This window comes from Lactobacillus sp. M0390, from assembly GCF_016102085.1.
In the GTDB taxonomy this organism is placed as follows: domain Bacteria; phylum Bacillota; class Bacilli; order Lactobacillales; family Lactobacillaceae; genus Lactobacillus; species Lactobacillus apis.
Window position 1 is genome coordinate 49,257 of record NZ_JACFPH010000001.1, and the last position, 26,103, is coordinate 75,359.

The window sequence follows — 26,103 nt, forward strand, 5'->3', positions numbered from 1 at the left end:
AAAAACATCATAAGGGAGTAACAGCAATTACCTGCGATAAGCCCAACAACCGAAGATATACTTCTGGACTTATCTTAATTAGTGAGACTTGTGTGTGTTAAACATATAAGTCTCTTTTTTATTTTTAGGAGGAAAAAATGCCCCAAAATTTTTATAATCAAACAATTAAAGATATTGAAAAAGAGCTTTCAACATCTTGTGAAAATGGTTTAAATTCGGAGCAAGTAAAGCAGCTTCAGGAAAAATATGGTCCTAATAGTCTTGCTGGTAAGAAGAAAACCAGTATGTTGCAACGCTTTATTGCACAATTTAAAGACTTTATGATTATTGTTTTGATCATTGCTGCGCTTTTATCTGGTTTTGTCGCTCAAGAGTGGACAGACGCTGCGATTATCATGGTTGTTGTTATCCTGAACGCTGTTTTAGGTGTCTTCCAAGAAACTCGTTCTGAAGAAGCAATTAATGCTCTGAAAAAAATGGCCACGCCGAATGCGCATGTGCGAAGGAATGGGCAAGTGGTTGAGATTCCAAGTACTGAATTAGTGCAAGGCGATATTGTTTTACTTGAAGCTGGAGATGTCGTTCCCGCAGACTTGCGTTTGACAATCGCTGAAAGCTTGAAGATTGAGGAGTCCGCATTAACTGGGGAATCAGTACCAGTTGATAAAGAGCACGACCAAATTGATGAGGATAAAGTTGCTTTAGCCGATCAGGATAATATGGCGTTTGCCAACACCAACGTTACCTATGGTCGTGGTGAAGGAATTGTCACTGAAATTGGAATGAATACTGAGGTCGGTAAAATTGCCACCATGCTTAATAATACCGATGAAACGGATACACCACTTAAGCGCAACCTTAACCAATTAGGTAAGACATTAACAATTATGATCTTGCTGATTTGTGCGGTTGTTTTCGTTGTCGGTTTCTTTACCAAGCAGGGTACAGAGCCAACACAAAAATTAGCAATTGATATGTTCTTAGTTGCTGTTTCGTTAGCAGTTGCGGCAATCCCAGAAGGACTACCTGCAATTGTTACCATCATTTTGGCGCTGGGAACGCAAGTAATGGCTAAGCACAATTCGATTGTGCGTAAATTACCTGCAGTTGAAACTTTGGGTGCAACTGATATTATCTGTTCAGATAAAACTGGTACATTAACTCAAAATAAGATGACAGTTGAGCAGGTCTACTATGACAATGAAGCTCATCAAGCAGACCAGAAGATTTCTGAAGATAACCCTACGTTGTTGTCAATGGTTTTAGCTAACGACTCTAAGCTTGATGACACAAATAGATTGTTGGGAGATCCAACTGAGACTGCACTTATTCAATATGCCTTAGATCAAAAGATTGATGTTCATCAGCTACTTGACCAGCACAAACGGGTTCAAGAAGTTCCCTTTGATTCTGGCCGTAAGTTAATGAGTACGGTTAATGAAAATGGTGGACAATATTTTGTTGCTGTTAAGGGAGCACCTGACCAATTACTTAAACGAGTCACTAAAATCGAAATTAATGGCAAGGTAGAAGCGATTTCTGCTGAACAAAAAGAAGAAATTTTACTTTCTAACCAAAAAATGGCAAAAAGAGCCTTAAGAGTCTTAGGTTTAGCGTATAAGACAGTTGATCAGCTATACGATGCTCCTTCAACTGATAACGTTGAACAAGATTTGATTTTTGTCGGTTTGGTTGGAATGATCGATCCAGAAAGACCTGAAGCTAAAAAAGCAATCGCAGAAGCACATGATGCAGGAATCAGAACAGTTATGATTACTGGAGACTTCCAAGTGACTGCACAAGCAATCGCTGAGCGACTTGGAATTCTAAAACCAGGCCAAGATGAACGTGTGGTTACTGGTGCTCAACTTGATGAGGTTAGCGATGAATACTTGCAAGAACATGTACCTGATTACAGCGTTTATGCTCGTGTTTCGCCAGAGCACAAGGTTCGAATTGTTAAGGCATGGCAAGCACGTGGCAAAATTGTTGCGATGACAGGTGATGGTGTTAATGACGCTCCTAGTTTGAAGCAAGCCGATATTGGTATTGGTATGGGGATTACAGGTACTGAAGTTTCCAAGGGTGCTAGCGATATGATTTTGGCCGACGATAACTTTGCCACAATCGTTGAAGCTGTTAAGCAAGGTCGTAAAGTTTTCAGCAATATTCAAAAGGCAATTCTGTACTTGATGAGTTGTAATGTTGGTGAAGTTTTGACAGTGTTTATGATGACAATGCTTGGCTGGGACATTCTAGCACCCGTTCAACTTCTTTGGATTAACCTTGTTACTGATACATTACCAGCTATTGCACTTGGACTTGAACCAGTGGAAAAAGGTATCATGAAGAGGGCACCACGTGGTCGGAAATCCAATTTCTTTAGTGGTGGCGTTTCTAGTTCAATCGTCTACCAAGGAATTTTGGAAGGTATTTTAGTTTTAGCAACTTATCAATTAGGCTTGAAATTTGGTCCTCATGTTAACAGTGCTAACTTACAGCATGCGGATGCATTGACTATGGCATTCTTGACTTTAGGATTAATCCAATTATTCCATGCGATTAACTCAAAATATATCCATCAATCAATCTTTTCTAAGCATACACTTACAAATAAATGGTTTAACTGGGCTATCCTTATTTCAGCAATAGTAATGGCCGCGGTAGAACTACCATTTATGACTAAGTTCTTTGATGTTACTGAATTAAATGGCATGCAATGGTTAATTGTCTTAGGTGCAGGAACTTGTATGATTATCATTGTTGAAATTGTTAAATTCTTCCAACGTCAAGCAGGTCAAAAATAGTCAAAATAATAACTAAAAAACTGGTAAATTACGCTATAGAAGCAGTAGTTTACCAGTTTTTTTGCATTTATTAATTTTAAAAAGCTAGTTTAAATACAGTTAGCAATTTTAGTTAGGTATTCGGAATCAATATCGTCAAAACGTGCGAAGTTCTTGCTATCAAGGTCTAAGACGGCAATCAAAACTTCATTTTTCATGATTGGAATGACGATTTCTGAATTGGTAGCAGCATCGCAAGCAATATGGCCAGCGAATTTATGAACATCAGGGACAATTTGCGTTTCTCTTGCTTTTGCGGCTGTACCGCAAACACCTTTGCCTATTGCAATGTGCATGCATGCAACAGGACCCTGAAAAGGTCCCAAAATTAATTCGTTATTTTGATAACGATAAAAACCAGCGTAGCTGACATCAGGCAAATTATTAAACAGAAGGGCACTGATATTACTCATATTGGCGATCAAATCGTGCTCATCTTCAAGTAGGCTTTGTGCTTGTTTAAGTAGCAGTTGATAACGTTCAAGTTTGTCCATTAGCTTTCTCCTTTTTGACTAAGTCTAAACTAAGAGGGTGATTTTTAAAAGTCAAACAAAGTATTTACTTTTTGATTTCAAATGTGTAAGATTGAACAAGCCGTTATAAAAAAGCTATAATGAAATGTGTGGTAGCGCTAAAATCATTGCTAATATAAGATTTAACAATGATTTGGTACCTAAGAAACTTTGTGATTTGTAAGAAATAAATTACAAAAATGTATAAATTTTCATTAAAAAAGGTGTATAATTTTTAAAAATCTTAACGGCTATAGTAAAATGGTCTCAATGACTTATTTTATTGCAAGATAATGAAAGGGGCGATAACAATGTCGATGATAGAGTTCCATGACGTGCAAAAATATTATGGCCATTTTCATGCACTGCACGACATTAATTTGGAAATTGATGAAGGGGAGACGGTGGTTTTAATTGGACCATCAGGTTCAGGTAAGAGTACTTTAGTACGTACCGTGAACGGCCTTGAAACAATCCAAAAAGGTCAATTGATTGTTAACGGTCATGATTTGTCTGATCCAAAGACTAACCTTAACATTCTTCGAAGTGATGTTGGGATGGTTTTCCAGCACTTCAACCTGTACAAAAATAAAGATGTACTTGAAAATATTATGTTGGCACCAAGAATTGTTAGCCATATTCCAGAAGAAGAAAACAAAAAACGAGCAATGGAACTGCTCGAAATGGTTGGTCTGGAAAAATGGGCACACAATATGCCTTCACAAATTTCAGGTGGTCAAAAACAGCGTGTTGCCATTGCTCGAACATTGGCCATGCGTCCTAAGCTTATTCTTTACGATGAACCAACTAGTGCGCTTGACCCAGAAATGATTGATGATGTTTTGCAAGTTATTAAGAAAGTTACAAATGAGAGCGGAATGACATCCTTGATTGTTACCCACGAAATGGGCTTTGCTAAAGAGGTTGCCAACCGAGTTATCTTCATGGACCAAGGTCAAATTGTTGAAGATGAGAATAGCGCAAGTTTCTTTGAACAACCTAAGACAGTACGGGCACAACAATTCTTGAGTAAGATCATCTCTCACTAAGGAGGCCGATTATGAAAAAGAAATTTTGGTTGCTTCCTTTACTAGCATGTGTATTGATGCTAACTGGATGTGGTAAGAGCCTAAGTGATCAATCTGTTTTAGATAATGTTAAAGAGTCTAATACGATTACTTGGGGCGTTAAAGGTGATGTTAAACTTTTTGGCTTGATTGATGTCCGCGATGGTCAACAAAAAGGTTTTGATGTTGACATGGCCAAGGCAATTACTAAGCGTATCTTAGGACCTAAAGGCAAGGCAGAATTTGTCACAACCACGTCACAATCAAGAATACCGCTTTTGAAGAATGGTAATGTCGATGCAATAATTGCTACGATGACGATTACTCCAGAGCGTAAAAAGATTATTTCATTTTCACACTCATACTTTGATGCCGGTCAGTCAATATTAGTTGCTAAAAATTCCTCAATTAAAAGTGCCAAAGATTTAAATGGTAAGACTGTTATTGGGGTAGTTGGTGCTAATTCAGTGGACAACATTAAAAAGATAGCTCCTAAGGCAAAAGTGATTGAACTACAAGATTATGCTCAAGCTATGAATGCATTGAAATCAGGTCAAGGTGATGCTTTGACTACTGATAATGGTATCTTATTTGGGTTAGCAGTTCAGAACCCAGGCTATGAAGTTCGTGGTGGAACTTTCACCGTTGAACCTTATGGTGTTGCGGTTAATAAGGGACAAACCGGATTTACTAAGGCTGTTGACAAGGCAGTTCTTGAGATGCAGCACGATGGTGAATACAACCGCTTAATCAAAAAGTGGTTTGGCGATGTTCCAGGATTTAAGTATAAGGAGCTGTATCGCCGATGATTGATATTTTTACAAGATTTAGTGGTCAATTATTTGTTGGTTTAGGCTGGACGATACTTTCAAGTGTGATTGCATTATTCTTCAGTTTGATTATAGGAACTGTATTTGCAATTATGGAAGTTGTTCCTAGTAAAATAGCTCGCTTCATTGGACGTGCTTACGTAGAAATATTGCGTAACATTCCACTGCTGGTAATTACGATGTTCTTCTATCTTGTTATTCCAAAATATGTGATGAAGATTAATGGTTTTACTGCAGGAACAATTGGTTTAACGCTTTATACTTCTGCATTTATTGCTGAAACGATTCGTTCAGGTATCCAATCTGTTTCTGGTGGACAAATGGAGGGTGCTCGTTCTACAGGTATGACTTATTGGCAAGCAATGCGTTACATTATTTTGCCACAAGCATTCAAGATCGTTATTCCACCACTTGGAAACCAGTTTGTTAACTTAGTCAAAAACTCATCGGTTCTTGCCTTTGTTGCAGGATTTGATTTGATGTATCAAGCAAACTCAATTGCTTCGACTACTTTTGACCAGATTAACAGCTATTTAGTAGTTGGGGTTTTGTATTTAATTATTACATTACCACTTAGCTACTACATGCAGTATTTGGAAAAGAAATTAGCCTGAGAGGAGGTTCAGTGAAATGCAAAATTGGATTAGCGCCTTTTCATGGCTAAACGTGCACTTTCTATTAATGGGCCTTTGGGTTACTATCTATATTTCAGTAATTTCAGTTATTTTGAGTTTCATTATTGGCTCAATTTTGGGAATTATTAGATATTCAAAAATCAAGTTTGTTTCAAAAATCGTTGGTTTTATAATTGATATTATTCGTAACGTGCCGTTACTTTTGATTATCTTCTTTACCTACTTTGGCTTGCCAAACTTTGGGTTGAGACCAGAAACGATTCCAGCAGCAGTTATTGCAATGACGGTCTTTGAATCAAGCATGATTGCAGAAATTGTTCGTTCAGGAATTCAATCAGTTTCTACCGGACAAATGGAAGGTGCAAGATCAACGGGAATGTCCTTTGTTCAAGCATTATGGCATGTTGTATTGCCACAGGCATATAAGAACATGATTCCAACAATTATTAGTCAATTCGTTTCGCTAATTAAGGATACTTCGTTAGCAACAATTATCGTTGTTCCAGAAATGATGCAGCATGCACAAGTTATTTATGGACAAAATTCTAATTATATTTTGCCAATGTTTGCTGCTTTAGCAGTACTATACTTCATCGTCTGCTTTACACTTTCAGTGATTGGCAACGTAATTGGAAAACATTTGACTTAAAATTAAATATTTTGATTTATTTTCTTAAAAAGGATTTCACACTGTGAAATCCTTTTTTTGTGTGTTTTTGCTGATATAAAGCTTTTTATGACTGAGTATCCGATTATAAATAAACAATTAATTAGATTTTTTTTAGAAAAAGTATTGACAGATTAAAAATATACACTTATCTTATTATATAACATCATATAACAATTAATAGATAAGAGGTAAACAATGAAGAAACAATATCAAGACGAAATAACAAATGCGATTAAAGCCTGTCAAAAGATTGACGGCATCAATCATATTTATTTTGCGGCATGTGGTGGTTCAATGGCTTTCATGCAACCAGCAGAGTACATTATTAACCGCGAGTGCGACATTCCTGCAACTATTTTGCCATCACGTGAATTTACCACACGTGATCCTCATGACTTGGGCGAGCATAGTGTAGTTGTAACTTGTTCTCACTCAGGTAGTACTCCAGAAACTAATGAAGCTGCCAAATTTGCTAAAGAAAAAGGCGCTTTAACAATTGGAATTGCCTTCACACCTGATTCAGACTTGGAGAAGAACTCTGACTATACTTTGCATTACAGTTGGGGAAAAGGTACAGACGCTTCTGATTTAAACACCGGTGTACTTTATGGCTTTATTTTTGGTCTGTTAAAGGCTGTGACTGGTGATGCTAAGTATGACAAGGGCTTGAAAGCACTTGACGACTTGGAAGCAATTGCTGAAAGAACTCGTCAGCAATTCGGTGATACAACTAAGAAGTGGACTAGTGAGTTAAAGCGTGAAAAGTTGATTTATGCAATTGGTTCAGGTATTAACTTGGGTGAGACATACTCATTTTCAGCATGCTGGCTCCAAGAAATGCAATGGATTAACAGTAGCTGCATTGACTCAGCTGAATACTTCCATGGTCCATTTGAAATTACCGACTTTGATGTTCCTTTCATTATCTGTGAAGGAATGGGTGTTACTCGCAAGATGGACCAACGTGCGGTTGATTTTGCTAAGAAGCACAGTGACAAAGTTTATGTAATTGATAATGCAGACTTTGATATGCATGAAATTGATGACGATTTTAAAGAATATTATTCACAGATTCTTTCAGGTGTGGTCTTCCGTCAACTTGCTGAAGGTTTTTCATATGAAAGAGGTCATTCTCTAGAAGCTCGTCGTTACATGTGGCACTTAGATTATTAGTGTTAGTCCAATGAAGATAATTTCAATTGGAGATAATGTAGCTGACACCTATGTTAAGCAGAGAATTTATTTTCCTGGTGGAAATTGCGTCAATGTTGCTGTTGATGCAAAAAAAGCTGGAGCAGAAGTTTCTGCTTATCTCGGCATTTTAGGTAATGACGATCGTGCTAGCCATATTGAAGAAGCACTAAAAGAAGAGCAGGTTGAATTAGTTAACTGTCGTAAAGTTTATGCTCCTACGGCGCAGCCACGAGTTTTCCTAACTGCTGAGGGCGATCGAACCTTTGAAGCAGGCCCGAAGAACTCAGGCTTACACTTATTAAACTTACGATTAACTCCTGATGACTTTACAACAATCGATGGCTTCGACGTTATTCATGCAGGAATTGATTCTGGAATTGATGAGTATCTACCAGAATTACATAAACGAGTAAAAGTTTCCTTTGACTTTTCTATTTCTCGGGATAAGGACTACTTTAAAAAGACACTTCCTAATGTTGATTTTGCATTTTTCTCTGGGTCTGAAATGAGTGATGACCAAGCTGTAGAATTTGCCAAAAAATATTTAACCTTAGGTCCAGAAGTTATTGTTATTACAAGGGGAGAAAAACCCGCATTTTTGTTAACTTCACAAGAATCTTATTACCAAGAACCGCAAAAAATAAAAGTTGTCGACACGATGGGTGCAGGTGACAGTTTTATTGCTGGTTTTCTAGTTTCTTACTTAGATAAGAATAATTTAGTATTAGCGGCAGAAGCTGCAAGCAAAAACGCTGCAGTTACCTGTCAATTATCTGGCGGCTTTGGTCACCAGAAATCTTTTTAGAAAAGAGTGATGAACATGAAAAAAGGTGCAGTACTTGCTACAGCAGCCGTTGCATGCTTCGGTATGCTGTTAACTGGTTGTCAGAACAAAGGCAATTCTAGTTCAAAAAAGCAAGATAAAATTACAGTTGTACAAAATGCCCCAGTGGATTCGCTAGATCCAATCTTGGCCTATTCAAACAGCTCGTCTGTAGTTGTAGCCAACACAACTGAGGGTCTTTATACAATTGATGCAAACGATAAGCCTCAGCTTGGTTTGGCTTCAAGCGTGAAGACAAGTAATCATGGTTTGACGAAGACCTTTACGATTCGTGAAGATGCTAAGTGGTCAAACGGCGATCCAATTACAGCAAATGATTTTGTCTTCGCATGGCGCCGCTTGGCTAATCCTAAGAACGCCTCAGCTTTCAACTTCCAACCAGGTGCAGCTGGAATTAAAAATGCTGATGACATCGTTGCAGGAAAGAAACCTGTTAATTCATTAGGCGTTAAAGCTACAAGTGAAAAGACTTTAGTTGTTGAATTAGATCATGTAGTACCTTATATGAACAAGCTGCTTGCATTTAGTGACTTTGCACCAGTCAACCAAAAGTACTTCGAAAAAGCAGGTAAGGAATTCGCTCAAGATTCAGATCACTTGATTGCTTCAGGTCCATATAAGATTAAGGACTGGAAGCTTGGTGATAACAGTATCCAATTAGTGAAAAACGCAAAATATTGGGATGCTAAAAACGTTAAGCTTAACGAAGTAAAACTTGATGTGATTATTGATCCTGAAAAAGCAGCCATTGCTTTTGAAAACGGTAGTGCTGATTATGTTCACCTTAGCGGACAACTTGTTCCTAAGTACCGTAAGGATAAAAACTACGAAAATGAAGTTGGTAATTTTACCCAATACCTTATGTTCAATGTAAAGAAGCCTGGTCTTGATAACGAGGACTTACGTAAGGCAATTTCTAGTAGCATTAATCGTAAGGAAATTACCAAACACATTTTGAAAGACGGTTCTATTCCAGTTCATTCAATGGTAATGAAAGATTTAGTCAAGAATCCTTCAAATGGTAAGGACTTTGCCGATGAGTCTACGACTGATTTGTCAGAGTACTCAGCTGCTGATGCAAAGAAGTACTGGAACAAAGCTAAGTCCAAGACTGACTTAAGATCAATAACCTTATTGTATGATGATAGTGATCCTGCTTACGCTAACGTTGCCGCATATGTGAAGGCACAAGTTGAAAAGAATCTTCCAGGAATGAAAGTTGATTTACAACAAGTTTCCAAGAAGACTAGACTTGATAAAATGTCAAAAGCAACTTACGACGTTACACTTACACGTTGGGGGCCAGATTATGCTGATCCAACAGCAATTTTAAGTATGTACCAAAGTAAGAATGATAGTAACTACGGTAAATGGGCTAACTCTGAATTTGATAAGTTAATGGCAGAGTCAAACAAGACAACAGATCAAGCTAAAAGATATCAACTTTTACTAAAGGCAAATAATATTTTAATTGATAGTGCTTCTTGTCCGCCATTGTACCAAAATGGTGCTCCAGTCTTAAAGAGAGCTAACATCCAAGACTTACCAATGCATATTGCAGGTGTTCCATACTTCTTCAAGTATGCATCGATTAAGTAAATTGAATGACTGTAAAAAAGAGGCCTAGGCCTCTTTTTTACTCACAAAATATGATCGAGATAATTAGTTCTCACCAACTAATATAATAAATATATTAAATTATTTTAAGAAATAAGGTTGACAGATTAAAAATATCTTATTATCTTATCATATAAGGCGCTGAACAATTACTAAGATCTTGGGTAGATTTAAAAGAGATCTTTATTTCTTTGAAACTGATCAAATTAAAGTCATTTGGTTTTAAGTAATTCTCCCTAGTTCGAAGCATTTAGAAAAGAGTGAAATTTATGAAAAGAAGTGCAGCAATCGTTTCAACTGCAATTGCCTGCGTTGGAATGTTACTGACTGGTTGTCAGAAGAGTTCGAATTCAGGCACACAAAATCAAAGTAAAATTACGGTGGTAGAAAATACTCCTGTTGATTCTCTGGATCCCGCAGTAGCATATCAAGAGTCAGCTATCGTTACCGTAGCTAACACAACTGAAGGCTTATATACAATGGATGCACATGATAAGCCACAATTTGGATTAGCATCCAAAGTTAAAACAAGTAATCACGGTTTGACAAAAACATTTACAATTCGTGAAGATGCTAAGTGGTCAAATGGTGATCCAGTGACAGCTAACGATTTTGTATTTGGTTGGCGGAGATTTTCAGATCCTAAAAATGCGTCACCATATAACTTTGAACTAGGTGCTGCGGGAATTAAAAATGCTGATGCAATTACTCTAGGTAAGAAGCCTACAAGTGATTTAGGTGTGAGAGCTACCGGCCCCAAGACTTTGGTTGTTGAACTTGATCATCCGGTTCCGTTTTTGAGCAGAATTTTAGCATTTGCACCATTTGCTCCTGTTAATCAAAAGTATTTTGAAAAAACAGGTAAAAAATTTGGTCAAGATTCAAGTCACGTGATTGCAACAGGACCATATAAAATTAAAGACTGGAAGCTAGGAGACAATACAGTACAGCTTGTAAAGAATCCAAAATACTGGGACGCTAAAAATGTTAAGGTTAAAGAAATTAAGCTTGATGTAATAACCGATCCAGAAAAAGCAGCGATTGCTTTTGAGAACGGTAATGCTGACTATGTACGTCTGAGTGGGCAACTGGTTTCAAAATATCATAAAGATAAGAACTTTGTTGATGAGATTAGCAACTTCAACCACTACTTAATATTTAATATGAAAGAACCTGGCATAAATAATGCTAATTTGCGTAAAGCAATTTCAGTTAGCCTTAATAGGAAAGAAATTACTACTCATATTTTGAAAGATGGTTCAGTTCCTGTTCATTCGATGGTAATGAGAAAACTTGGCAAAAATCCCAAAACTGGTAAAGACTTTGCTGATGAATCAACAGCTAATTTATCACATTATTCCCCAGCTGACGCTAAAAAGTATTGGAATAAGGCTAAATCAGAAACTAAATTAAGATCATTCACTTTGCTTTATGATGATAGTGATCCGTCATATTCAAATGTTGCTGCTTATATTAAAGCTCAAGTTGAGAAAAACTTACCTGGAATGAAGGTAAACTTACAGCAGGTTTCAAAGAAAACTAGGTTAGATAAAATGGCCAAATCTAACTTTGATGCAGGTATTTCTCGTTGGGCACCAGACTATGGTGATATATCAGCAGTATTAAATATGTATGTTACTGGTAACGCTAGCAACTATGCGAAATGGTCAGATCCGGAATACGATCGTTTGATTGCACAAGCAAACAAAGAAACTGATCTTTCTAAGAGATATCAACTACTATTAAAAGCAAATAATATTTTAGTTGATAGCGCAGCTTGTCCACCATTATATCAAGCAGGTGCACCAGTCTTAAGACGAACAAACATTAAAGATATGCCAATGCATATCTCTGGTGTTCCACTAGTCTTTAAATATGTATATATAAAATAAATTAGAAAACAAATAGAACTGGGATTTAATCTCAGCTCTGTTTGATTAGATGAAAGTGAGGGAAGAACTTGAAGAAATATGTCTTGAAAAGACTTTTAATCGCGGTAGTAACCTTATTCTTAATTACATTAATTTTATTTGTAATGGAAAAGGCAATGCCAGGTTCTCCATTTAATGATGAAAAAATGTCACACGCTCAAGTTGCTGCCCTTTACCGTAAATACGGGCTAGATGGACCGATTTGGCTACAGTTCTTTAATTATTTGAAAAATATGATTACTGGTGACTTTGGTGTTTCATACACAGTTCAAGTAAACACTCCGGTAACAACAATGATTTTTCAACACTTCAAGATTTCATTACAAATTGGTTTACAAGCAACTGTATTAGGCTCAATTATTGGTTTCTTTATGGGTGTTCTTGCAGCAGTTAAAAAAGGCACCATCTGGGATAACCTAATGACAGGAATCTCGGTATTAGGAATTAGTTTACCCAACTTCGTTGTGGCCTTGATTATCTCGCTAATCTTCTCATACAAATTAATGGTTTTACCTGGAACTTACCAACAAACTCAACCATTTGTTTCAAGTATTTTGCCAACAATTGCATTGAGTACATTTACAATGGCAAGTATCGAACGATATGTCCGTAATGACATGATTACGATTATGGATTCAGACTATTATCGATTAGCAGATTCAAAGGGAATTAAGAAGTATCAATTAATTATGCACCATGTAATTAGGAACACTTTGATTTCCGTAATTACTGTGTTAGCACCATTAATGATCGATTTAATTGCTGGTAGTATGGTTATTGAAAAAGCCTTTGCTATTCCTGGCTTAGGTACTTTGTACATCAGTGCAATTCAAGCTAATGATTACAATGTTGTTTTAGGAATCACATTTTTCTACGCAGTTTTGTTCATTGGTATCATGCTAGTTGTTGACATTTTATACGGTTTAATTGATCCACGGATTAGATTAGATGAGGGTGAATAAGATGACAGATAATAAAAATAATGATTTTGAATTTGCCCAAAATCCCGAAGTCGAGGACCATTATTCGGGTAAATCATATTCATATGGTCAATTAATTTGGCATCGCTTTTTAAGAAATAAGGGAGCAGTTGTCAGTGTTGTGGTACTGGTTATTATTACGTTAATTGCCTTTTTGGCACCGCATTTTAGCCAGTTTTCTCCAACTACACCTTATCCAAATCAATCAAATTTAGCTCCAGGTACAAATGGCCATTGGTTTGGTACAGACAATTTAGGGAGAGATATTTTTGTTAGGGTAGCAGCCGGAACCTCCGTTTCATTACGAGTTGCCTTGGTTGCGATGGCTATCGACTTAGTAATAGGGACGAGCTACGGACTTATTTCAGGATACTTTGGCGGCAAGATTGATTTATTCATGCAACGAATTACTGAAATTTTAAGTACAATTCCAATGATTATTATCGTTACGCTTTTAGTTTTGGTAATGAAACCAGGGCTAATTAGTATTATTACGGCGATGATGATTGTTGGTTGGATTAACATGAGTAGAATAGTTCGGGCTCAAGTACTTGAATTGAAGTCGCGTGAATATGTTTTGTCGGCCAGAACAATGGGGGAATCTAATTTTAAGATTATTTTCTCGCAAATTTTGCCCAACACACTTGGTCAGATTATTACAACTTTCATGCTGTCAATTCCAAATGCAATCTTTTTGGAAGCATTTTTGGCCTTTATTGGTTTAGGTGTTCCTGCTCCACTAGCTTCATTGGGAACGATGATTAATGATGGTTATACGCAGGCGATCGTTTATCCTTACATGGTATTCTTCCCAGTCCTATTTTTGGCCTTAATCATGTTAAGTTTCAATATCATTGCTGATGGCTTACGTGATGCGATTGAAGGAAGCTAGGTGAAACCATGACTGAAACAGTTCTAGAAATAAAAAACTTACAAGTTGAGTATCATACCGAACACGGTGATGTACAAGCAGTTAGAGGGATTAACTACAAGGTAAATAAAGGGGAAACTGTTGCTTTAGTTGGTGAATCTGGTTGTGGTAAATCTGCTAGCGTTAAACCGATTATGGGTGAAAAGGAAGCCAATCAAGTAATTAAATCAGGTGAAATTAACTTTACCTACCAAACTGAAAATGGACAAAAGACAGTTGACCTTTTAAAGATAAGTCCCAAAGAAGTCCAAAGTCAGATTAAGGGTAAGGAAATTGCCATGGTCTTTCAAGATCCAATGACTTCACTTGATCCAACAATGAAAATTGAAAAGCAGATTGCTGAGGCAGTAAAAGCATCGAATCCCAAAATTAATAAGGAACAATTAAATAAACGTGTTCTAGAATTAATTGAGACAGTAGGAATTCAAAATGCTGACGTGGTAAAGAAACAGTATCCACATCAACTGTCAGGAGGGATGCGGCAAAGAATTGTTATTGCGATTGCATTGTCGGGGAATCCTAGTTTATTGATTTGTGATGAACCGACAACAGGCCTTGATGTTACAATTCAAGCTAAAATTCTAAATTTGATTAAGGACATTCAAAAAAGCCGTAAGTTATCAGTGATTTTTATTACACATAACCTTGGTGTTGTGGCCAATATTGCTACTAATGTTAATGTTATGTATGCTGGTAAGATTGTCGAAACTGGTACGACTGAAGATGTTTTCTTTGATCCGCGTCACCCATACACTTGGGGTCTACTTGAATCAGTACCTGATGTAAATGAAGCGGTTAAAGAGTTGCCAACAATTGCTGGGACAATTCCAGATTTAACCCAACCAGTTGTTGGTGATGCTTTTGCACCACGAAACAAGTATGCATTAAATATTGACTTTAAAGAACAACCTCCAATGTTTGAAGTTAATGATCATCATTATGCTGCTACTTGGCTTCTCGATAAAAGAGCACCTAAAGTAGAAATACCGACGGTACTTAAAAGGAGAATTGAAAAAATGAAGAAAGAAGCTGAAACTGATGGCGAATAATATTCTTGAAGTACACCATTTAAAACAGTATTTTCCAATTGGGAAGAAAAAAGTAGTTAAAGCCGTTGATGATGTTTCTTTTAATATTGCTAGCGGTGAAACTTTTGGCCTTGTTGGTGAATCTGGTAGTGGGAAAACGACAATTGGTCGTTCAATTATCAGACTTTACAAACCAACATACGGTGAAGTAATTTTTGAAGGTGAACAGATAGGTGGCACTTTAGATAAAAAACGTACTTCAAAGTTACGTAAAGATATGCAGATGATCTTTCAAGATCCGATGTCATCGTTAAATCCAAGGAAAAAAGTTGGCGACATTATAAAGCTTGGCCTCGATATCCACTATCCAGAATTAAGTAAAGAGGAAAAGCAAGAGCGCGTTCTTAAAATGCTAAAAGTCGTTGGTCTTGATAGCTCTTTTATCAACCGTTACCCACAAGAACTATCTGGTGGGCAGAGACAAAGAGTCGGCATCGCACGTGTTGTTATTATGCAGCCCCGCTTAATTATTGCCGATGAAGCAATTTCAGCCCTTGACGTTTCTGTTCAAGCTCAGGTTGTTAACTTGCTGCAACATATTCAAGAAGAAACTGGAAGTGCGATGCTATTTATTGCGCATGATTTGGCAATGGTTAAGCACATTTCAAGTCACATTGGCGTTATTCACTTAGGTCACATCGTTGAGTCAGGTCCTACAGATGAAATCTTTGATCACCCGAAGCATCCCTATACTAAGAGTTTGTTGACCGCAATTCCGATTACAGATCCGATTGCTGAGCAGAAAAAGCAATTGTCTGATTATCATGCACATCGGCATCAATATGTAAACAAGACGATGGTTGATCTTGGCAACGGACACATGGTTTTGGATGATGGCTCATGGTCGTAGAAGCACTGTTAAATAACAATTGCAAAAGTTTACTTATTTAATTATACTTGGCTGGTCGAAACGTAAAACAAGTTTATAGGAGAGTTTATCAATGGCACGACCAACAAATAAAACTGATTTAATTGAAGCAAGTAATACAGCGTATCAAAAAATAGTTGATTTAATTGCTTCATTACCTGAAGAGGCACGTACAGCTGACTTTGATTTTGATACTAGTAAGTTAAAAGAAGCACATTGGAAACGCGACCGCAACGTTAGAGACGTATTAGCTCATTTATATGAATGGCAAAAATTATTAATTGACTGGATTGATAGTAATCAAGCTGGCAAACCAAAAGAATATTTACCTGAGGGCTATAATTGGCGTAATTATGGCGAAATGAACCAAGAGTTTTGGAAGAAAGACCAATCAATTTCTCTTGAAGAAATGGAAGAACTACTTGCTCAAAGTCATAAGAAAACAATGGCTTTAATTGACTCCTATACCAATGATGAACTATTCCAAAAGAATGTTTTCTCATGGACAGGCAATAATGCTCTAGGTACATATTTTATTGCCAATACTTCTAGTCACTATGAATGGGCTTTGAAGAAGCTAAGAAAATATAAGAGGTCTTTAAAATAAGATAGCGAAAAAACCGTTAGCACTTGATGTGAACCCTAAAATTAGGACACTTTATATTAGCTGCTAACTGAGGACTAACTCCCGATATTCAATCGGAGTTAGTCCTTTTAGTTTGATTTTGATTCTTTTCTGATTGCATCTTCTAGTTCATTGAGATTCTTAAACTGCTTTTCAAACCCATAAAACATTTCTCGTTTAAGTATGCCGAAGAAGCCTTCCATTAATCCATCATCAAGTGAGTTGTCGTTGCGTGACATTGATTGGCTAATACCATGATTTTTGAGCCATGCCTGAAATCTGTAATTCTGATATTGCCAGCCCTGATCTGTATGGAAGATTAAGCCATTCAAGGCTGGGTATTTGTGCCAAGCCTGGTTTAACATGTCCATTGTCTGCTTAAGATTAGGACCACGAGAAATAGTGTAGGAAATAATCTCTTGGGTACACCCATCAATGATCGGTGATAAATAGGTCTTTTGCCCATTGAGCTTAAACTCAGTTATATCTGAATACCATTTGTGATTGGGATAAACCGCACTAAAGTTACGTTTAATCAGGTCAGGCTTAATCGGACCTTGGGTACCGCGATAACTGTTATATTTGTGCCAGCGTTTACTGACTATACCAAACAGTTTCATTTTATTCATTAGGCGCTGCACCTTTTTATGGTTGACTAATAAACCACGACGCCTAAGTTCTACAGTAATACGGCGATAGCCATAGCGGTGCTTGTATTCTTCATAAATAGCTCTGATTTCAGCCATTATTTCTCGATTAACCCGATCTTTGTCCTTCTTTAAAGTGTAGTAGTAAGTACTACCAGATAGATTCGGATTGGCATTAATGGTACCAAGAATAAAAGCTACACTGACTTTAAGCTCATGTCTTAGTTGAGTAACTACCTGGGCTATTTCCGGGGCTTGCGGTTCTTGATCCGCTGGTCGACTAAGACGCTCAATTTTTTACAAATTCGTTCTCGATAGTCAGCTTTAAGTTCTGCTGGCGTAAGCGCTGGATTTCTTGCTTTAACCGTTCGATTTCCGGATTTTGTTTGGGCATGAGGTGGTCGTTCTTTCTTGTGGTTAACGATATTATACCCATTTTTACGGTATTCGCGTAGCCAATTGGACAACATGCCATAACTTTTTAAACCTAAATCTAGTGCCACTTGATAAATCGCTTGCTTTTAACCAGCACCCGTCTAATGGCCTGCTCCTTAAACGCAATTGAATAACTTGTATATGGTCGGTCAAGAATAGCTATACCATGACGATTAATGAGGGCTAAAAGATAATTAATAGTAGACGGATAAACCTGATAGCGGCGACTCAATTCAGTGGCTCCAACCTGATAGTTTTGCCAAAGATTAAAGATTTCAATTTTGTCTTGCTTAGATAATTTAGCCATAATAATACTCCTAAATTTGGGAGTCATATCAACTTTGGCTAGCGGTTTTTATATATCTATTATTGGATGGGCTAATTAGTCCATCTTTTTTTAATTAGTTTGATGGCTTTTTGCATATTTATGGTAACTTCTGAATGATCAAGGTCCTCTTGCTTCTCTTTTAAGTAGCCTAACCCATATGATGTGTAATGGTCCCAATCTAAAAAACGATAATAGACGTCAGTATTTCTATTGTCATAAACAAAGCTCGGAACTATAGCAATTCCTGATTTTGCCTGAACGAGCATGGCAGCTAAAGAAACTTTATGAATGATTTCTATTGAGGGAGTAGTGGAAGAATTATTATCTTCTATCGCTTTTTTGAGTAGTGCAACTGATTGGAGCGGTACACCACCATCCCACAAATATATTTTTGTACTGCATAATGCTTTCAAGGGAATTCTTTTATATTTTTGTAAGGGGCTGTCGCGACGAATAATGACTGAAAAGCCTGCACGTAGCATTGGAGAGAAAGAATAGTTTGGATCTTTGAAAAAATCAGATTGATAAATCATATAGTCAATTTCTTGGTTGTCTAGAAGTTTAATAGTGTCCGATTCACTAATATTAATTGCTCGGAGTTCTATTTTCCACTTCCTCTTTTCATTCATTAACTGAATAAAAATTGGCAAAAATTGTTTTTCGAACGGAAGCCCAGAATATCCGATTGAAATAGTACGCTGCCTTTGAGTCTTATTTTGATACATTTCCTTAATAGCAGTAGTAATTTCGTTATCCACGTTTATAAGCGTTTGGTAAAAAAGTTTCCCTTCATCAGTCAAGCAGATTTTTCTATGATCATGAAATATCAACTTAATACCGATCTCTTTTTCTAAATTGTGAATATTCTTAGAAACGGTTGGTTGAGACAGATAAAGGTCTTTTGCCGTTTGTGTGAAATTTAGAGTTTTTCCTAATGAAATAAAGCAGTTAACTTGAGTAGAATTCATTTTTTTCTATTCCAAATATCAATATATCTATTCTTTTTACCTTTAATCATACACTTTTTATGATGCTAAACTCAATAATGTAAGCGAAAACAAGGAGACGAAAGGATGATATAAAAGCGTTAAGTAGATGTATGAAAGATTATAAAAATATTATTTTTAAAAATTAGGAGGAAGAATATGAGTCCTATGGTTATAACGCTATTAATTTTGTTAGCGGTAATTATAGCATTTATTTCTGGCAAAATACCCATTTCTTTAATTGGTGTTTTAGTGATGTTTTCTTTAGTCATATTTAAAATATTGCCACCAGAAAAGGCTTTTGGAAATATAACTAATACTTCGGTCATTTTATTCGCAGCGATGTTCGTTATTGGCAAAGCTATTCAAAAAACAACTATTATTACGAAAGCTGCTCAGCTTGTTGAACGATTCAAGGACAAGCCAAATTTATTAACTTTTTTTACTTGTTTAATTGCAGCAATACTAGCCATCGTTTCTAACGGCACAATAGCTTTAGTAATTATGTTACCAATTCTTTGTGGGATTTGTGATGATATAAAATTATCGAGAAGTAAAATACTATACCCCTTTGAAGTCACAGCTGTTTCAGCGGCCGGTGCGTGGTTCTTGGGTGTTGGTGCCTTAAATATGTCTTGGTCAAGTGTAATGATGAAATTGGGAGCAAAGGCCCCAGTTAATATAAATGATTTTTTGATTGCAAGAATTCCTTTTTTGTTAGTTGTAATTTTATATATGACATTTATAGGACCAAAACTGTTACCAAATATTGAAAATAGTAGGCTAAAGTCCACAGTTTCAGATGATTCAAAAGCTGAAGCACTGTCCAAGGAAAAGAATGCTTTAGGTATAGCAATTAGTTCTTTAACTATTATATTGATGGTTTTTTCATCATATATTGGAGTCCAATCTTATATTATTGCAGTTGCTGGAGCAGTTCTTCTGGTTTTGACAGGTGTTTTAAGTAATAAAGAAGCACTGAATGCTTTAAATCTAAACATCATTTTACTAATAGCAGGTATGTTGGGGCTAGCTGATGCCTTACAAGCAACAGGAGCAGGAAACATGGTTGGTAATGCTATGGCAGGTGTTGCCAAAAACATCACTAATCCGTATCTAATGATGGGGCTATTTTTCTTAGTAGCTATTGTAATTGCTAATCTAATTGGTGGTTTAGCTGCAGTATCAATTCTTGTTCCATTGTGGACTCTTACATGTCTAAAAATGGGCTTGGACCCCAGAGGAGCTGTATTGGCAGCGTCGACAGCTAGTGCATTTAGCTTTTTAACGCCAATAGGAGGGCATAGCTTACCACTTATAATGGATACAGGTGGCTATAAGTTAAATGACTTTTTGAAATGCGGGTTACCGCTTGCTCTCATTTTATGTGTTTTAGGATGTTTTGTTACTCAATTAATGTACCCACTTTAAGGAGATAAAAAATGGACAATATAAAAAATGATTATGACGTAATTGTAGTTGGTGGATCTAATGCTGGTGGCTTTGCTGCTGCTTCAGCAGCTGAGCAAGGTGCAAAAGTTTTAGTCATTGATAAGACAAGTACTGTAGAGCATTTATACCGTCATTGGCTTGGCGGCGTTAACACAAAAGCTCAAAAAAAGGCAGGTGTACATATCGACAAAAATGAATTGGTACAATATTTGACAACATTTACACAGGATAATGTTGATCAATCTTTAATCTGGGCCTGGGTTAATAATTCTGGTGAAGCAATGGATTGGTTAGAAGAAAAAGTTCTAAAGCCTAAAGGCGATCATTTATATAGTGAACCTGATGCTCATTATGAAACTTTGATTAATACTGCTTTTCCAACTGAACACCACGTTACTGCTGACAATAAGTCTGATGATAAAAATTATGGGAATTATATTATCGAATATGCTGAAAAATTGGGAGTAGATTTCAAGTTTAATACAAAACTTGAGCATTTAATAACTGATTCGACCAATAAAATTATAGGACTTGAAGTAAAAAATACTAAAACAAATAAAATTTCAACAATCATGACTTCTAAAGGTGTCATATTATGTACTGGAGGATACGGAGCAAACGAAGCTTTGCTTCAAAAGTGGAATCCAACAGTTCTAAAAAAATGCTGCTATACTCAGAGTCCTCGCGATGATGGTTCAGGAATTATTGCAGCAATGGAAGTTGGAGCTGTTAAAGATGATGAATCTGCTTCAATTATTTTTGATCGAGGTGCAATTCCAGTAGGAACTAATACTAAAGACACATATTTAAAAGATTGGCGGAATCATCAGTATAATATTGGATCATTTCCTTTCCTAAAGGTTAATCTGAAAGGTGAAAGATTCTTTAATGAAAGTGCACCATACCAATTCGACATGAATGCACTGATGCATCAACCAGGAAACATTGAAGTATTGATTTGGAATGAAGAAACAATGAAGCATCTGAAAGAATTTCATACTTTGGGATGCTCGAGAGTTGGCTGGCCTGGAAATAAAGAAATTGAGGGAAGAATAGAACAAAATAATGAAAAAATAGAAGAAGGGTTAGTACAAACTGCCGATTCAATTGAGGAACTAGCTAATAAGTTACATTTGCCAGCAGAACAGTTGGAAAAAACAGTAGAAAGATATAATAAATTGGCTAACAAGGGAATTGATGAAGACTACGGTAAAGAAAAATCACGATTAATTCCGGTTGAAGGGGCACCATATTATGGTGCATGGTTTAGCGGTATATTGTTGTCGACCCTAGATGGACTTCATATTAATGATCATATGCAAGTTTTAGATGAATCTGGGGATCCGATTGATGGATTATATGCTGCTGGAAACTGTTCAGGTGGATTTTTCTGGGGAGCATATGAAGATAGAGTGCCAGGTCTTACATGCAGTCATGCTCAGACTTTTGGAAGATTAGCTGGGAAGTATATCACAAAGTAAGTTTTTCTTAACATATATAAAGAAATAAGTTTCAAAAATAGTCAATTTTTGAAACTTATTTTTATGTTTAGATGAAGCTATAATCAAACTTAGTGTTTGTTATTTCAATTTTAATTTAGTAATATTGTGGTATTGAGGAGTGTTGTAATGAGATCTGATAAGACAATTGAAACAGTAGTTCCGCTTTACCGCAAGATATATCTTGATATTAAAAAGCAAATTCAAAATAATGAATTAAAGCCGGAACAAAAATTGCCTAGTGAACAGTACTTGTGTCAAAAGTACAACGTAAGTAGGATAACGGTTCGTAAGGCTTTAAAGTTGCTAACCGAGGAGCGATTAGTTGTTACCGTTCAAGGTAAAGGCTCATATGTTAACGCTAAGAAGATGATAGGTAAGTTGGATCAGATTCAAGGCTTTTCAGAATTTGCGCTTTCGCTTGATAAAAAGAGTGAGACCAAAATTTTGAAACGTGAAATCATCAAGAACGTCGATATTGCCAGGAAATTAATGTTACCTGATGATGCGGATTTAATTTACATCAAACGACTTTCTGAAATTGAAAAAACACCTTTGGGGATAGATGAAGCTTGGTTATCTGCTGAGCGGTTTCCTGATTTGCTTGTTAATATTAACTCTGACTCTTCTTTATATGAATATCTTGAACAGAAATATCATGAATTACCAGCAAATTCATATCGTGAAATTAGTACAAGTCTGCCAACTGCAAAACAAACTAGTCTGCTTAAACTCGATAAGGTAATACCATTATTTGAGGTTAATAAGACAGTTTATAATCAATTCGATCAGCCATTGGAATTTTCACATTATGTGGTTCGTGGAGATGAAATGACTTATATCATCAATTCGAATGTTGATGGGAAGTTTCGTCTAAACAATGAAAAATAAATTGATTTCAATAATACCAAAGGCAGCAAGCTGAATAACTAGTTCAGTTAGCTGCCTTTTAATTAAAAGATTATTTTTATTTCGTAGCTAGTAATAAAATTAAGAAGGATAATGTGTCGAATAAAAAGTGAACTAAAAAACTAACCCAAATATTATGAGTTTTCGTAAAAGCCCAGTTTAGAACTAACCGTGTAAATGCTAAACCTAAAATGACATAGCCAAGGTTATAATCGTATGTTGATAGATGAAGTAGCGCAAAAATTAAAGTAGAAGCAATATTTCCCCATAATAGCGGATGCGGCAACTTTGCAGAGGTAGCCAATTGCGTGACTGCCAATAGTGGCATAATTGCCAAGAACTCTTCACCTAAAATTTGGATAGCGCTACTAAATCTTTGATAAAAAAAGATTAGCCAGACGTGTGGTGTTTTCATTGCTAAGCCTGCTGCAGCATTACCAGAAACAGATCCGAATAGCTTTTGCGCAATCATCCCCGATAAAACAGAAATAATGTAAGCTAAAATAAAGAAAGCTAAAACCCAGAGCCTCTCTTTTGCCTTAAGACCATGAAATAAGCGGTGCCATCTATTACCAGTAGCTAGTTGAACACCCAAAATTTGAATTCCAAGAAAAAGCGCAACTATTAGTATTTGAAATATACCACTTACAAAAGTTGGATGGTTTTCATCGAAGATTAAAAAGTCTGGGATTTGGATACCAGGCATCATTAAACAGCAATAGGCTAGAAGGTTTGAGCCCAGAATTATTAGCCATTGTTTAAAGGTTAATTTAGTTGAATTGATATTTGTAAAAGAATTATTCATTTTTACCACCTCTTACTAGTCTAATTTTATTGACTATATTGTTGAAATACAATTTCCTTGCTTGTGTAAAATGCACAAGCTTCAAAAAATAAGAAAAGGAATTGTAGGACTTCTTAAGAATTCGGATTGTTATCGTTTACAATAAAGAGTGTGCTAAAATCAAAAATGAGTAGTATGCAAATAATATTTGCAGAAAGGAGCTATTTTATGAAGACTATTACAATTGCTCATCATGAGGTCCCTGCTTTAGGGATTGGTACATGGGAAATGGGTGATAAACCAGAAATAAGAACTGAAGAAATTGCTGCAATTCGTGCTGGGCTTGATGCGGGTTTGCGCGTGATTGATACGGCTGAGATGTATGGCAATGGTCGTTCTGAAAAGTTGGTAGGTGAGGCAATCAAAACTTACCAGCGGTCTAATATTTTCTTGATTTCTAAAGTTTTACCTTCAAATGCGTCTGCGGAACATATGAGACGAAGTCTAGAAAATAGTTTGAAGCGACTTCAAACAGATTATCTTGATTTGTATCTTTACCATTGGCGCGGAGCAATACCATTAGAAGAGACTATTGCTGAGCTACAGTCTTTACAAGATGAAGGCCTTATCCATGCTTGGGGTGTTTCAAATTTTGACTTAGCTGATATGGAAGAACTATGGCAATTACCTAGCGGACGTAATTGCGCTGCTAATGAAGACTTATATAACTTGGAAACTCGAGGAATTGAATACAGTTTGCTTCCTTGGCAAAGAGAAAAACAAGTTCCACTAATTGCATATAGCCCATTAGGACGAGGCGCAAAAATGGGAAGTACAATGATGAAAAATCAGGCGGTCTTGCAAATTGCTGAGCAGCATCATGCAACTGCTTATCAAATTTTATTAGCTTGGGTGATGCAACAACCAGATGTTTTAGCGATTCCTAAAAGCAGTAGCTCAGAGCACTTATTGTCTAACGTAAAAGCATTAGAGATTGAATTAACTCAAGAAGATTTGCAAACTTTAGACCAAGCTTACCCAAAGCCTGATCATAAGGAGCCACTTGCGATTTACTAGGCAATCAACTGGTCTTTTTTGAAAACTAGTGACTTGAGAATGTTAATGGTAAAGTTTCATTAGTCGATATGAGATTATTTTGGCTGATGCAAAAATCTTTTTTAATGATTAAAAAACTAAAAAATAAAGCAAAAAAGCTTGAGTTCACTCAAGCTTTTTCTGTACTCTTATACTAAGTAAGAAATTGGGAAGTTAAATAATGAAGAGTTTTTTGTTTCGATTATATCTGGCATTAATGAAGCTGGTTGCTCGTTTTACGCCAATGCAAGATAATAAAGTGGTCATTCTTAATGGAGCTGGTAGGTCAGGCTCCAATGGTTATTTGTTTGGCAAGTACCTGGAAAAAAGCCATCCAGAATATGAAGTTACACTTGTTGAACCGTGGCCGTCTTCACATTTACCGCTTAAAACTTGGCGCGAAATCGGTGCGGCTAAATTCGTTTTGACCACACACCAGCCATTTAAAGTTCATGCTAAGCAGATTAATATCCAGTTTTGGCATGGTATTCCACTTAAACGAATGGGAATAATGGCAAATAGTACTACTAGAAAAACGGATCAGCGCAACGCCAAATTATGGCAAAAAAATGCTGATATTGTTTGTTCAAGTAGTGACTTATACGAAAGTTTGATGAGTGCGTGCTGCGGCATTGAAACTAATAAATATCAAAAAACTGGCTTTCCTCGACTCGATGTTTTGAAAAGTCCTGCCATTAGCAAAAAGCAGCTATTGATGGATTTGTTTAAAGTCGAAGATGCTGATGCCAAAATTGGTATTTACATGCCAACATTCCGCTATGAAATGGAAGACAGTCAGATTATGAGACAGGTTGAACAGGGTAACTTTTTAACGCTGGCTGACTTTGATATTGAACAATTGAATCATAATTTAAAACAAAAGCATCAATATCTAATTGTTAAATTGCATCCGTATGAAATGCGCTTATTTGAAGATCTGCATAGCAATTTTTCTAATATTGCCTTCCTTAATAATGATTATCTCAACCAGCAAGATGTTGACCTGTACGAATTGTTGGGCAATACTGACTTTTTGATTACTGATTACTCGTCAATTTACTTTGATTATTTAACAATTGATAAGCCAATTATTTTCCTCACTAACTACTTGAAGCAATATGAAGAAAAGCGCGGTTTACTAATGGGACCATATGAAGATGTTGTCCCTGGAATATGTGTGAAAACCCAGCAAGAACTTTTAGAAGCATTGGACAAACCTGACCAGTTTCAGCAAAAGCGACATTATTGGCTAAACCTAACCAACCAAGTTCAAGCTGAGTCAAATTGCGAAAATGTTGTTAAGTTAATGAAGAACATTAGAGGGTAAGTT

22 protein-coding genes and 1 pseudogene are annotated in these 26,103 nt (G+C 36.4%); 19 read left to right on the plus strand and 4 right to left on the minus strand.

Annotated features, from left to right (window positions below):
* The first annotated feature begins 137 nt into the window (after window positions 1-137).
* Entirely contained in the window at window positions 138-2,807 is a 2,670-nt protein-coding gene (locus H3R25_RS00260; protein WP_198193729.1) for a calcium-translocating P-type ATPase, PMCA-type, read from the plus strand.
* A gap of 89 nt (window positions 2,808-2,896) precedes the next feature.
* Here the strand turns inward: H3R25_RS00260 and H3R25_RS00265 are convergent, their stop codons facing one another.
* The gene (locus tag H3R25_RS00265) at window positions 2,897-3,340 is read right to left on the minus strand and encodes a GAF domain-containing protein (RefSeq protein WP_198193731.1); all 444 of its coding nucleotides are present in this window, start codon (window positions 3,338-3,340) and stop codon (window positions 2,897-2,899) included.
* A gap of 329 nt (window positions 3,341-3,669) precedes the next feature.
* On the opposite strand from H3R25_RS00265, the gene H3R25_RS00270 reads away from it, so the two are divergent.
* The 13 genes from H3R25_RS00270 (at window position 3,670) to H3R25_RS00330 (ending at window position 16,620) form a co-directional block, all read left to right on the plus strand.
* Window positions 3,670-4,407: an amino acid ABC transporter ATP-binding protein gene (locus H3R25_RS00270; RefSeq protein ID WP_046306293.1), complete on the plus strand. Its 738-nt coding sequence runs from the start codon at window positions 3,670-3,672 to the stop codon at window positions 4,405-4,407.
* Between the two features lie 11 nt (window positions 4,408-4,418).
* Window positions 4,419-5,234, plus strand: a complete 816-nt coding sequence (locus H3R25_RS00275; protein ID WP_046306296.1) for a glutamate ABC transporter substrate-binding protein — start codon at window positions 4,419-4,421, stop codon at window positions 5,232-5,234.
* Window positions 5,231-5,869: an amino acid ABC transporter permease gene (locus H3R25_RS00280; protein ID WP_198193733.1), complete on the plus strand. Its 639-nt coding sequence runs from the start codon at window positions 5,231-5,233 to the stop codon at window positions 5,867-5,869. Before H3R25_RS00275 ends, H3R25_RS00280 begins: the two co-directional genes overlap by 4 nt.
* Before the next feature lie 16 nt (window positions 5,870-5,885).
* Window positions 5,886-6,539, plus strand: coding sequence for an amino acid ABC transporter permease (locus H3R25_RS00285; RefSeq protein WP_046306301.1), 654 nt, complete (start codon window positions 5,886-5,888; stop codon window positions 6,537-6,539).
* Between the two features lie 216 nt (window positions 6,540-6,755).
* Entirely contained in the window at window positions 6,756-7,733 is a 978-nt protein-coding gene (locus tag H3R25_RS00290) for an SIS domain-containing protein (protein WP_198193735.1), read from the plus strand.
* A gap of 10 nt (window positions 7,734-7,743) precedes the next feature.
* On the plus strand, window positions 7,744-8,559 hold the full coding sequence (locus H3R25_RS00295; RefSeq protein WP_198193737.1) for a PfkB family carbohydrate kinase: 816 nt from the start codon (window positions 7,744-7,746) through the stop codon (window positions 8,557-8,559).
* Window positions 8,560-8,574: 15 nt separating this feature from the next.
* Complete coding sequence (locus H3R25_RS00300) at window positions 8,575-10,197, plus strand: peptide ABC transporter substrate-binding protein (RefSeq protein ID WP_198193739.1); 1,623 nt, start codon at window positions 8,575-8,577, stop codon at window positions 10,195-10,197.
* 287 nt (window positions 10,198-10,484) lie between these two features.
* Window positions 10,485-12,107, plus strand: a complete 1,623-nt coding sequence (locus H3R25_RS00305) for a peptide ABC transporter substrate-binding protein (RefSeq protein WP_198193741.1) — start codon at window positions 10,485-10,487, stop codon at window positions 12,105-12,107.
* Window positions 12,108-12,175: 68 nt separating this feature from the next.
* The gene (locus H3R25_RS00310; RefSeq protein WP_198182967.1) at window positions 12,176-13,108 is read left to right on the plus strand and encodes an ABC transporter permease; all 933 of its coding nucleotides are present in this window, start codon (window positions 12,176-12,178) and stop codon (window positions 13,106-13,108) included.
* A 1-nt stretch (window position 13,109) separates the two neighbouring features.
* Entirely contained in the window at window positions 13,110-14,018 is a 909-nt protein-coding gene (locus tag H3R25_RS00315) for an ABC transporter permease (protein WP_074425665.1), read from the plus strand.
* Window positions 14,019-14,026: 8 nt separating this feature from the next.
* Entirely contained in the window at window positions 14,027-15,106 is a 1,080-nt protein-coding gene (locus H3R25_RS00320) for an ABC transporter ATP-binding protein (protein WP_198193743.1), read from the plus strand.
* Complete coding sequence (locus H3R25_RS00325; RefSeq protein WP_187157637.1) at window positions 15,096-15,995, plus strand: ABC transporter ATP-binding protein; 900 nt, start codon at window positions 15,096-15,098, stop codon at window positions 15,993-15,995. The genes H3R25_RS00320 and H3R25_RS00325 overlap by 11 nt, the downstream gene beginning before the upstream one ends.
* 91 nt (window positions 15,996-16,086) lie before the next feature.
* The gene (locus tag H3R25_RS00330; RefSeq protein WP_198193745.1) at window positions 16,087-16,620 is read left to right on the plus strand and encodes a ClbS/DfsB family four-helix bundle protein; all 534 of its coding nucleotides are present in this window, start codon (window positions 16,087-16,089) and stop codon (window positions 16,618-16,620) included.
* Window positions 16,621-16,683: 63 nt separating this feature from the next.
* On the opposite strand, the pseudogene H3R25_RS00335 reads toward H3R25_RS00330, so the two are convergent.
* Both H3R25_RS00335 and H3R25_RS00340 read right to left on the minus strand, forming a co-directional pair.
* A pseudogene (locus H3R25_RS00335) lies at window positions 16,684-18,027 on the minus strand (IS3 family transposase).
* Between the two features lie 71 nt (window positions 18,028-18,098).
* On the minus strand, window positions 18,099-19,016 hold the full coding sequence (locus tag H3R25_RS00340; RefSeq protein WP_198193747.1) for a LysR family transcriptional regulator: 918 nt from the start codon (window positions 19,014-19,016) through the stop codon (window positions 18,099-18,101).
* A gap of 177 nt (window positions 19,017-19,193) precedes the next feature.
* Here H3R25_RS00340 and H3R25_RS00345 point away from each other — a divergent pair, with 177 nt between their 5' ends.
* The 3 genes from H3R25_RS00345 to H3R25_RS00355 all read left to right on the plus strand — a co-directional run bounded on the left by H3R25_RS00345 (window position 19,194) and on the right by H3R25_RS00355 (window position 22,876).
* Complete coding sequence (locus H3R25_RS00345) at window positions 19,194-20,465, plus strand: SLC13 family permease (RefSeq protein ID WP_198193749.1); 1,272 nt, start codon at window positions 19,194-19,196, stop codon at window positions 20,463-20,465.
* Window positions 20,466-20,476: 11 nt separating this feature from the next.
* Window positions 20,477-21,967, plus strand: coding sequence for an FAD-dependent oxidoreductase (locus tag H3R25_RS00350; protein ID WP_198193751.1), 1,491 nt, complete (start codon window positions 20,477-20,479; stop codon window positions 21,965-21,967).
* A gap of 147 nt (window positions 21,968-22,114) precedes the next feature.
* Window positions 22,115-22,876, plus strand: a complete 762-nt coding sequence (locus H3R25_RS00355) for a GntR family transcriptional regulator (RefSeq protein ID WP_198193753.1) — start codon at window positions 22,115-22,117, stop codon at window positions 22,874-22,876.
* Window positions 22,877-22,952: 76 nt separating this feature from the next.
* Here H3R25_RS00355 and H3R25_RS00360 read toward each other — a convergent pair whose 3' ends face one another.
* The gene (locus H3R25_RS00360) at window positions 22,953-23,699 is read right to left on the minus strand and encodes a CPBP family intramembrane glutamic endopeptidase (protein ID WP_198193755.1); all 747 of its coding nucleotides are present in this window, start codon (window positions 23,697-23,699) and stop codon (window positions 22,953-22,955) included.
* Between the two features lie 207 nt (window positions 23,700-23,906).
* Here H3R25_RS00360 and H3R25_RS00365 point away from each other — a divergent pair, with 207 nt between their 5' ends.
* Together H3R25_RS00365 and H3R25_RS00370 are read left to right on the plus strand one after the other, a co-directional pair.
* Window positions 23,907-24,755, plus strand: coding sequence for an aldo/keto reductase (locus tag H3R25_RS00365; protein WP_198193757.1), 849 nt, complete (start codon window positions 23,907-23,909; stop codon window positions 24,753-24,755).
* 199 nt (window positions 24,756-24,954) lie between these two features.
* Window positions 24,955-26,100, plus strand: a complete 1,146-nt coding sequence (locus H3R25_RS00370; protein ID WP_198193758.1) for a CDP-glycerol glycerophosphotransferase family protein — start codon at window positions 24,955-24,957, stop codon at window positions 26,098-26,100.
* Window positions 26,101-26,103: the final 3 nt, after the last annotated feature.

What these genes read in the sequence shown, in the direction of transcription:
- H3R25_RS00260 (WP_198193729.1), top strand. Translation starts at nt 138, where the DNA reads ATGCCCCAAAATTTTTATAATCAAACAATTAAAGATATTGAAAAAGAG.
- H3R25_RS00265 (WP_198193731.1), bottom strand. Translation starts at nt 3,340, where the DNA reads ATGGACAAACTTGAACGTTATCAACTGCTACTTAAACAAGCACAAAGC.
- H3R25_RS00270 (WP_046306293.1), top strand. Translation starts at nt 3,670, where the DNA reads ATGTCGATGATAGAGTTCCATGACGTGCAAAAATATTATGGCCATTTT.
- H3R25_RS00275 (WP_046306296.1), top strand. Translation starts at nt 4,419, where the DNA reads ATGAAAAAGAAATTTTGGTTGCTTCCTTTACTAGCATGTGTATTGATG.
- H3R25_RS00280 (WP_198193733.1), top strand. Translation starts at nt 5,231, where the DNA reads ATGATTGATATTTTTACAAGATTTAGTGGTCAATTATTTGTTGGTTTA.
- H3R25_RS00285 (WP_046306301.1), top strand. Translation starts at nt 5,886, where the DNA reads ATGCAAAATTGGATTAGCGCCTTTTCATGGCTAAACGTGCACTTTCTA.
- H3R25_RS00290 (WP_198193735.1), top strand. Translation starts at nt 6,756, where the DNA reads ATGAAGAAACAATATCAAGACGAAATAACAAATGCGATTAAAGCCTGT.
- H3R25_RS00295 (WP_198193737.1), top strand. Translation starts at nt 7,744, where the DNA reads ATGAAGATAATTTCAATTGGAGATAATGTAGCTGACACCTATGTTAAG.
- H3R25_RS00300 (WP_198193739.1), top strand. Translation starts at nt 8,575, where the DNA reads ATGAAAAAAGGTGCAGTACTTGCTACAGCAGCCGTTGCATGCTTCGGT.
- H3R25_RS00305 (WP_198193741.1), top strand. Translation starts at nt 10,485, where the DNA reads ATGAAAAGAAGTGCAGCAATCGTTTCAACTGCAATTGCCTGCGTTGGA.
- H3R25_RS00315 (WP_074425665.1), top strand. Translation starts at nt 13,110, where the DNA reads ATGACAGATAATAAAAATAATGATTTTGAATTTGCCCAAAATCCCGAA.
- H3R25_RS00320 (WP_198193743.1), top strand. Translation starts at nt 14,027, where the DNA reads ATGACTGAAACAGTTCTAGAAATAAAAAACTTACAAGTTGAGTATCAT.
- H3R25_RS00325 (WP_187157637.1), top strand. Translation starts at nt 15,096, where the DNA reads ATGGCGAATAATATTCTTGAAGTACACCATTTAAAACAGTATTTTCCA.
- H3R25_RS00330 (WP_198193745.1), top strand. Translation starts at nt 16,087, where the DNA reads ATGGCACGACCAACAAATAAAACTGATTTAATTGAAGCAAGTAATACA.
- H3R25_RS00340 (WP_198193747.1), bottom strand. Translation starts at nt 19,016, where the DNA reads ATGAATTCTACTCAAGTTAACTGCTTTATTTCATTAGGAAAAACTCTA.
- H3R25_RS00345 (WP_198193749.1), top strand. Translation starts at nt 19,194, where the DNA reads ATGAGTCCTATGGTTATAACGCTATTAATTTTGTTAGCGGTAATTATA.
- H3R25_RS00350 (WP_198193751.1), top strand. Translation starts at nt 20,477, where the DNA reads ATGGACAATATAAAAAATGATTATGACGTAATTGTAGTTGGTGGATCT.
- H3R25_RS00355 (WP_198193753.1), top strand. Translation starts at nt 22,115, where the DNA reads ATGAGATCTGATAAGACAATTGAAACAGTAGTTCCGCTTTACCGCAAG.
- H3R25_RS00360 (WP_198193755.1), bottom strand. Translation starts at nt 23,699, where the DNA reads ATGAATAATTCTTTTACAAATATCAATTCAACTAAATTAACCTTTAAA.
- H3R25_RS00365 (WP_198193757.1), top strand. Translation starts at nt 23,907, where the DNA reads ATGAAGACTATTACAATTGCTCATCATGAGGTCCCTGCTTTAGGGATT.
- H3R25_RS00370 (WP_198193758.1), top strand. Translation starts at nt 24,955, where the DNA reads ATGAAGAGTTTTTTGTTTCGATTATATCTGGCATTAATGAAGCTGGTT.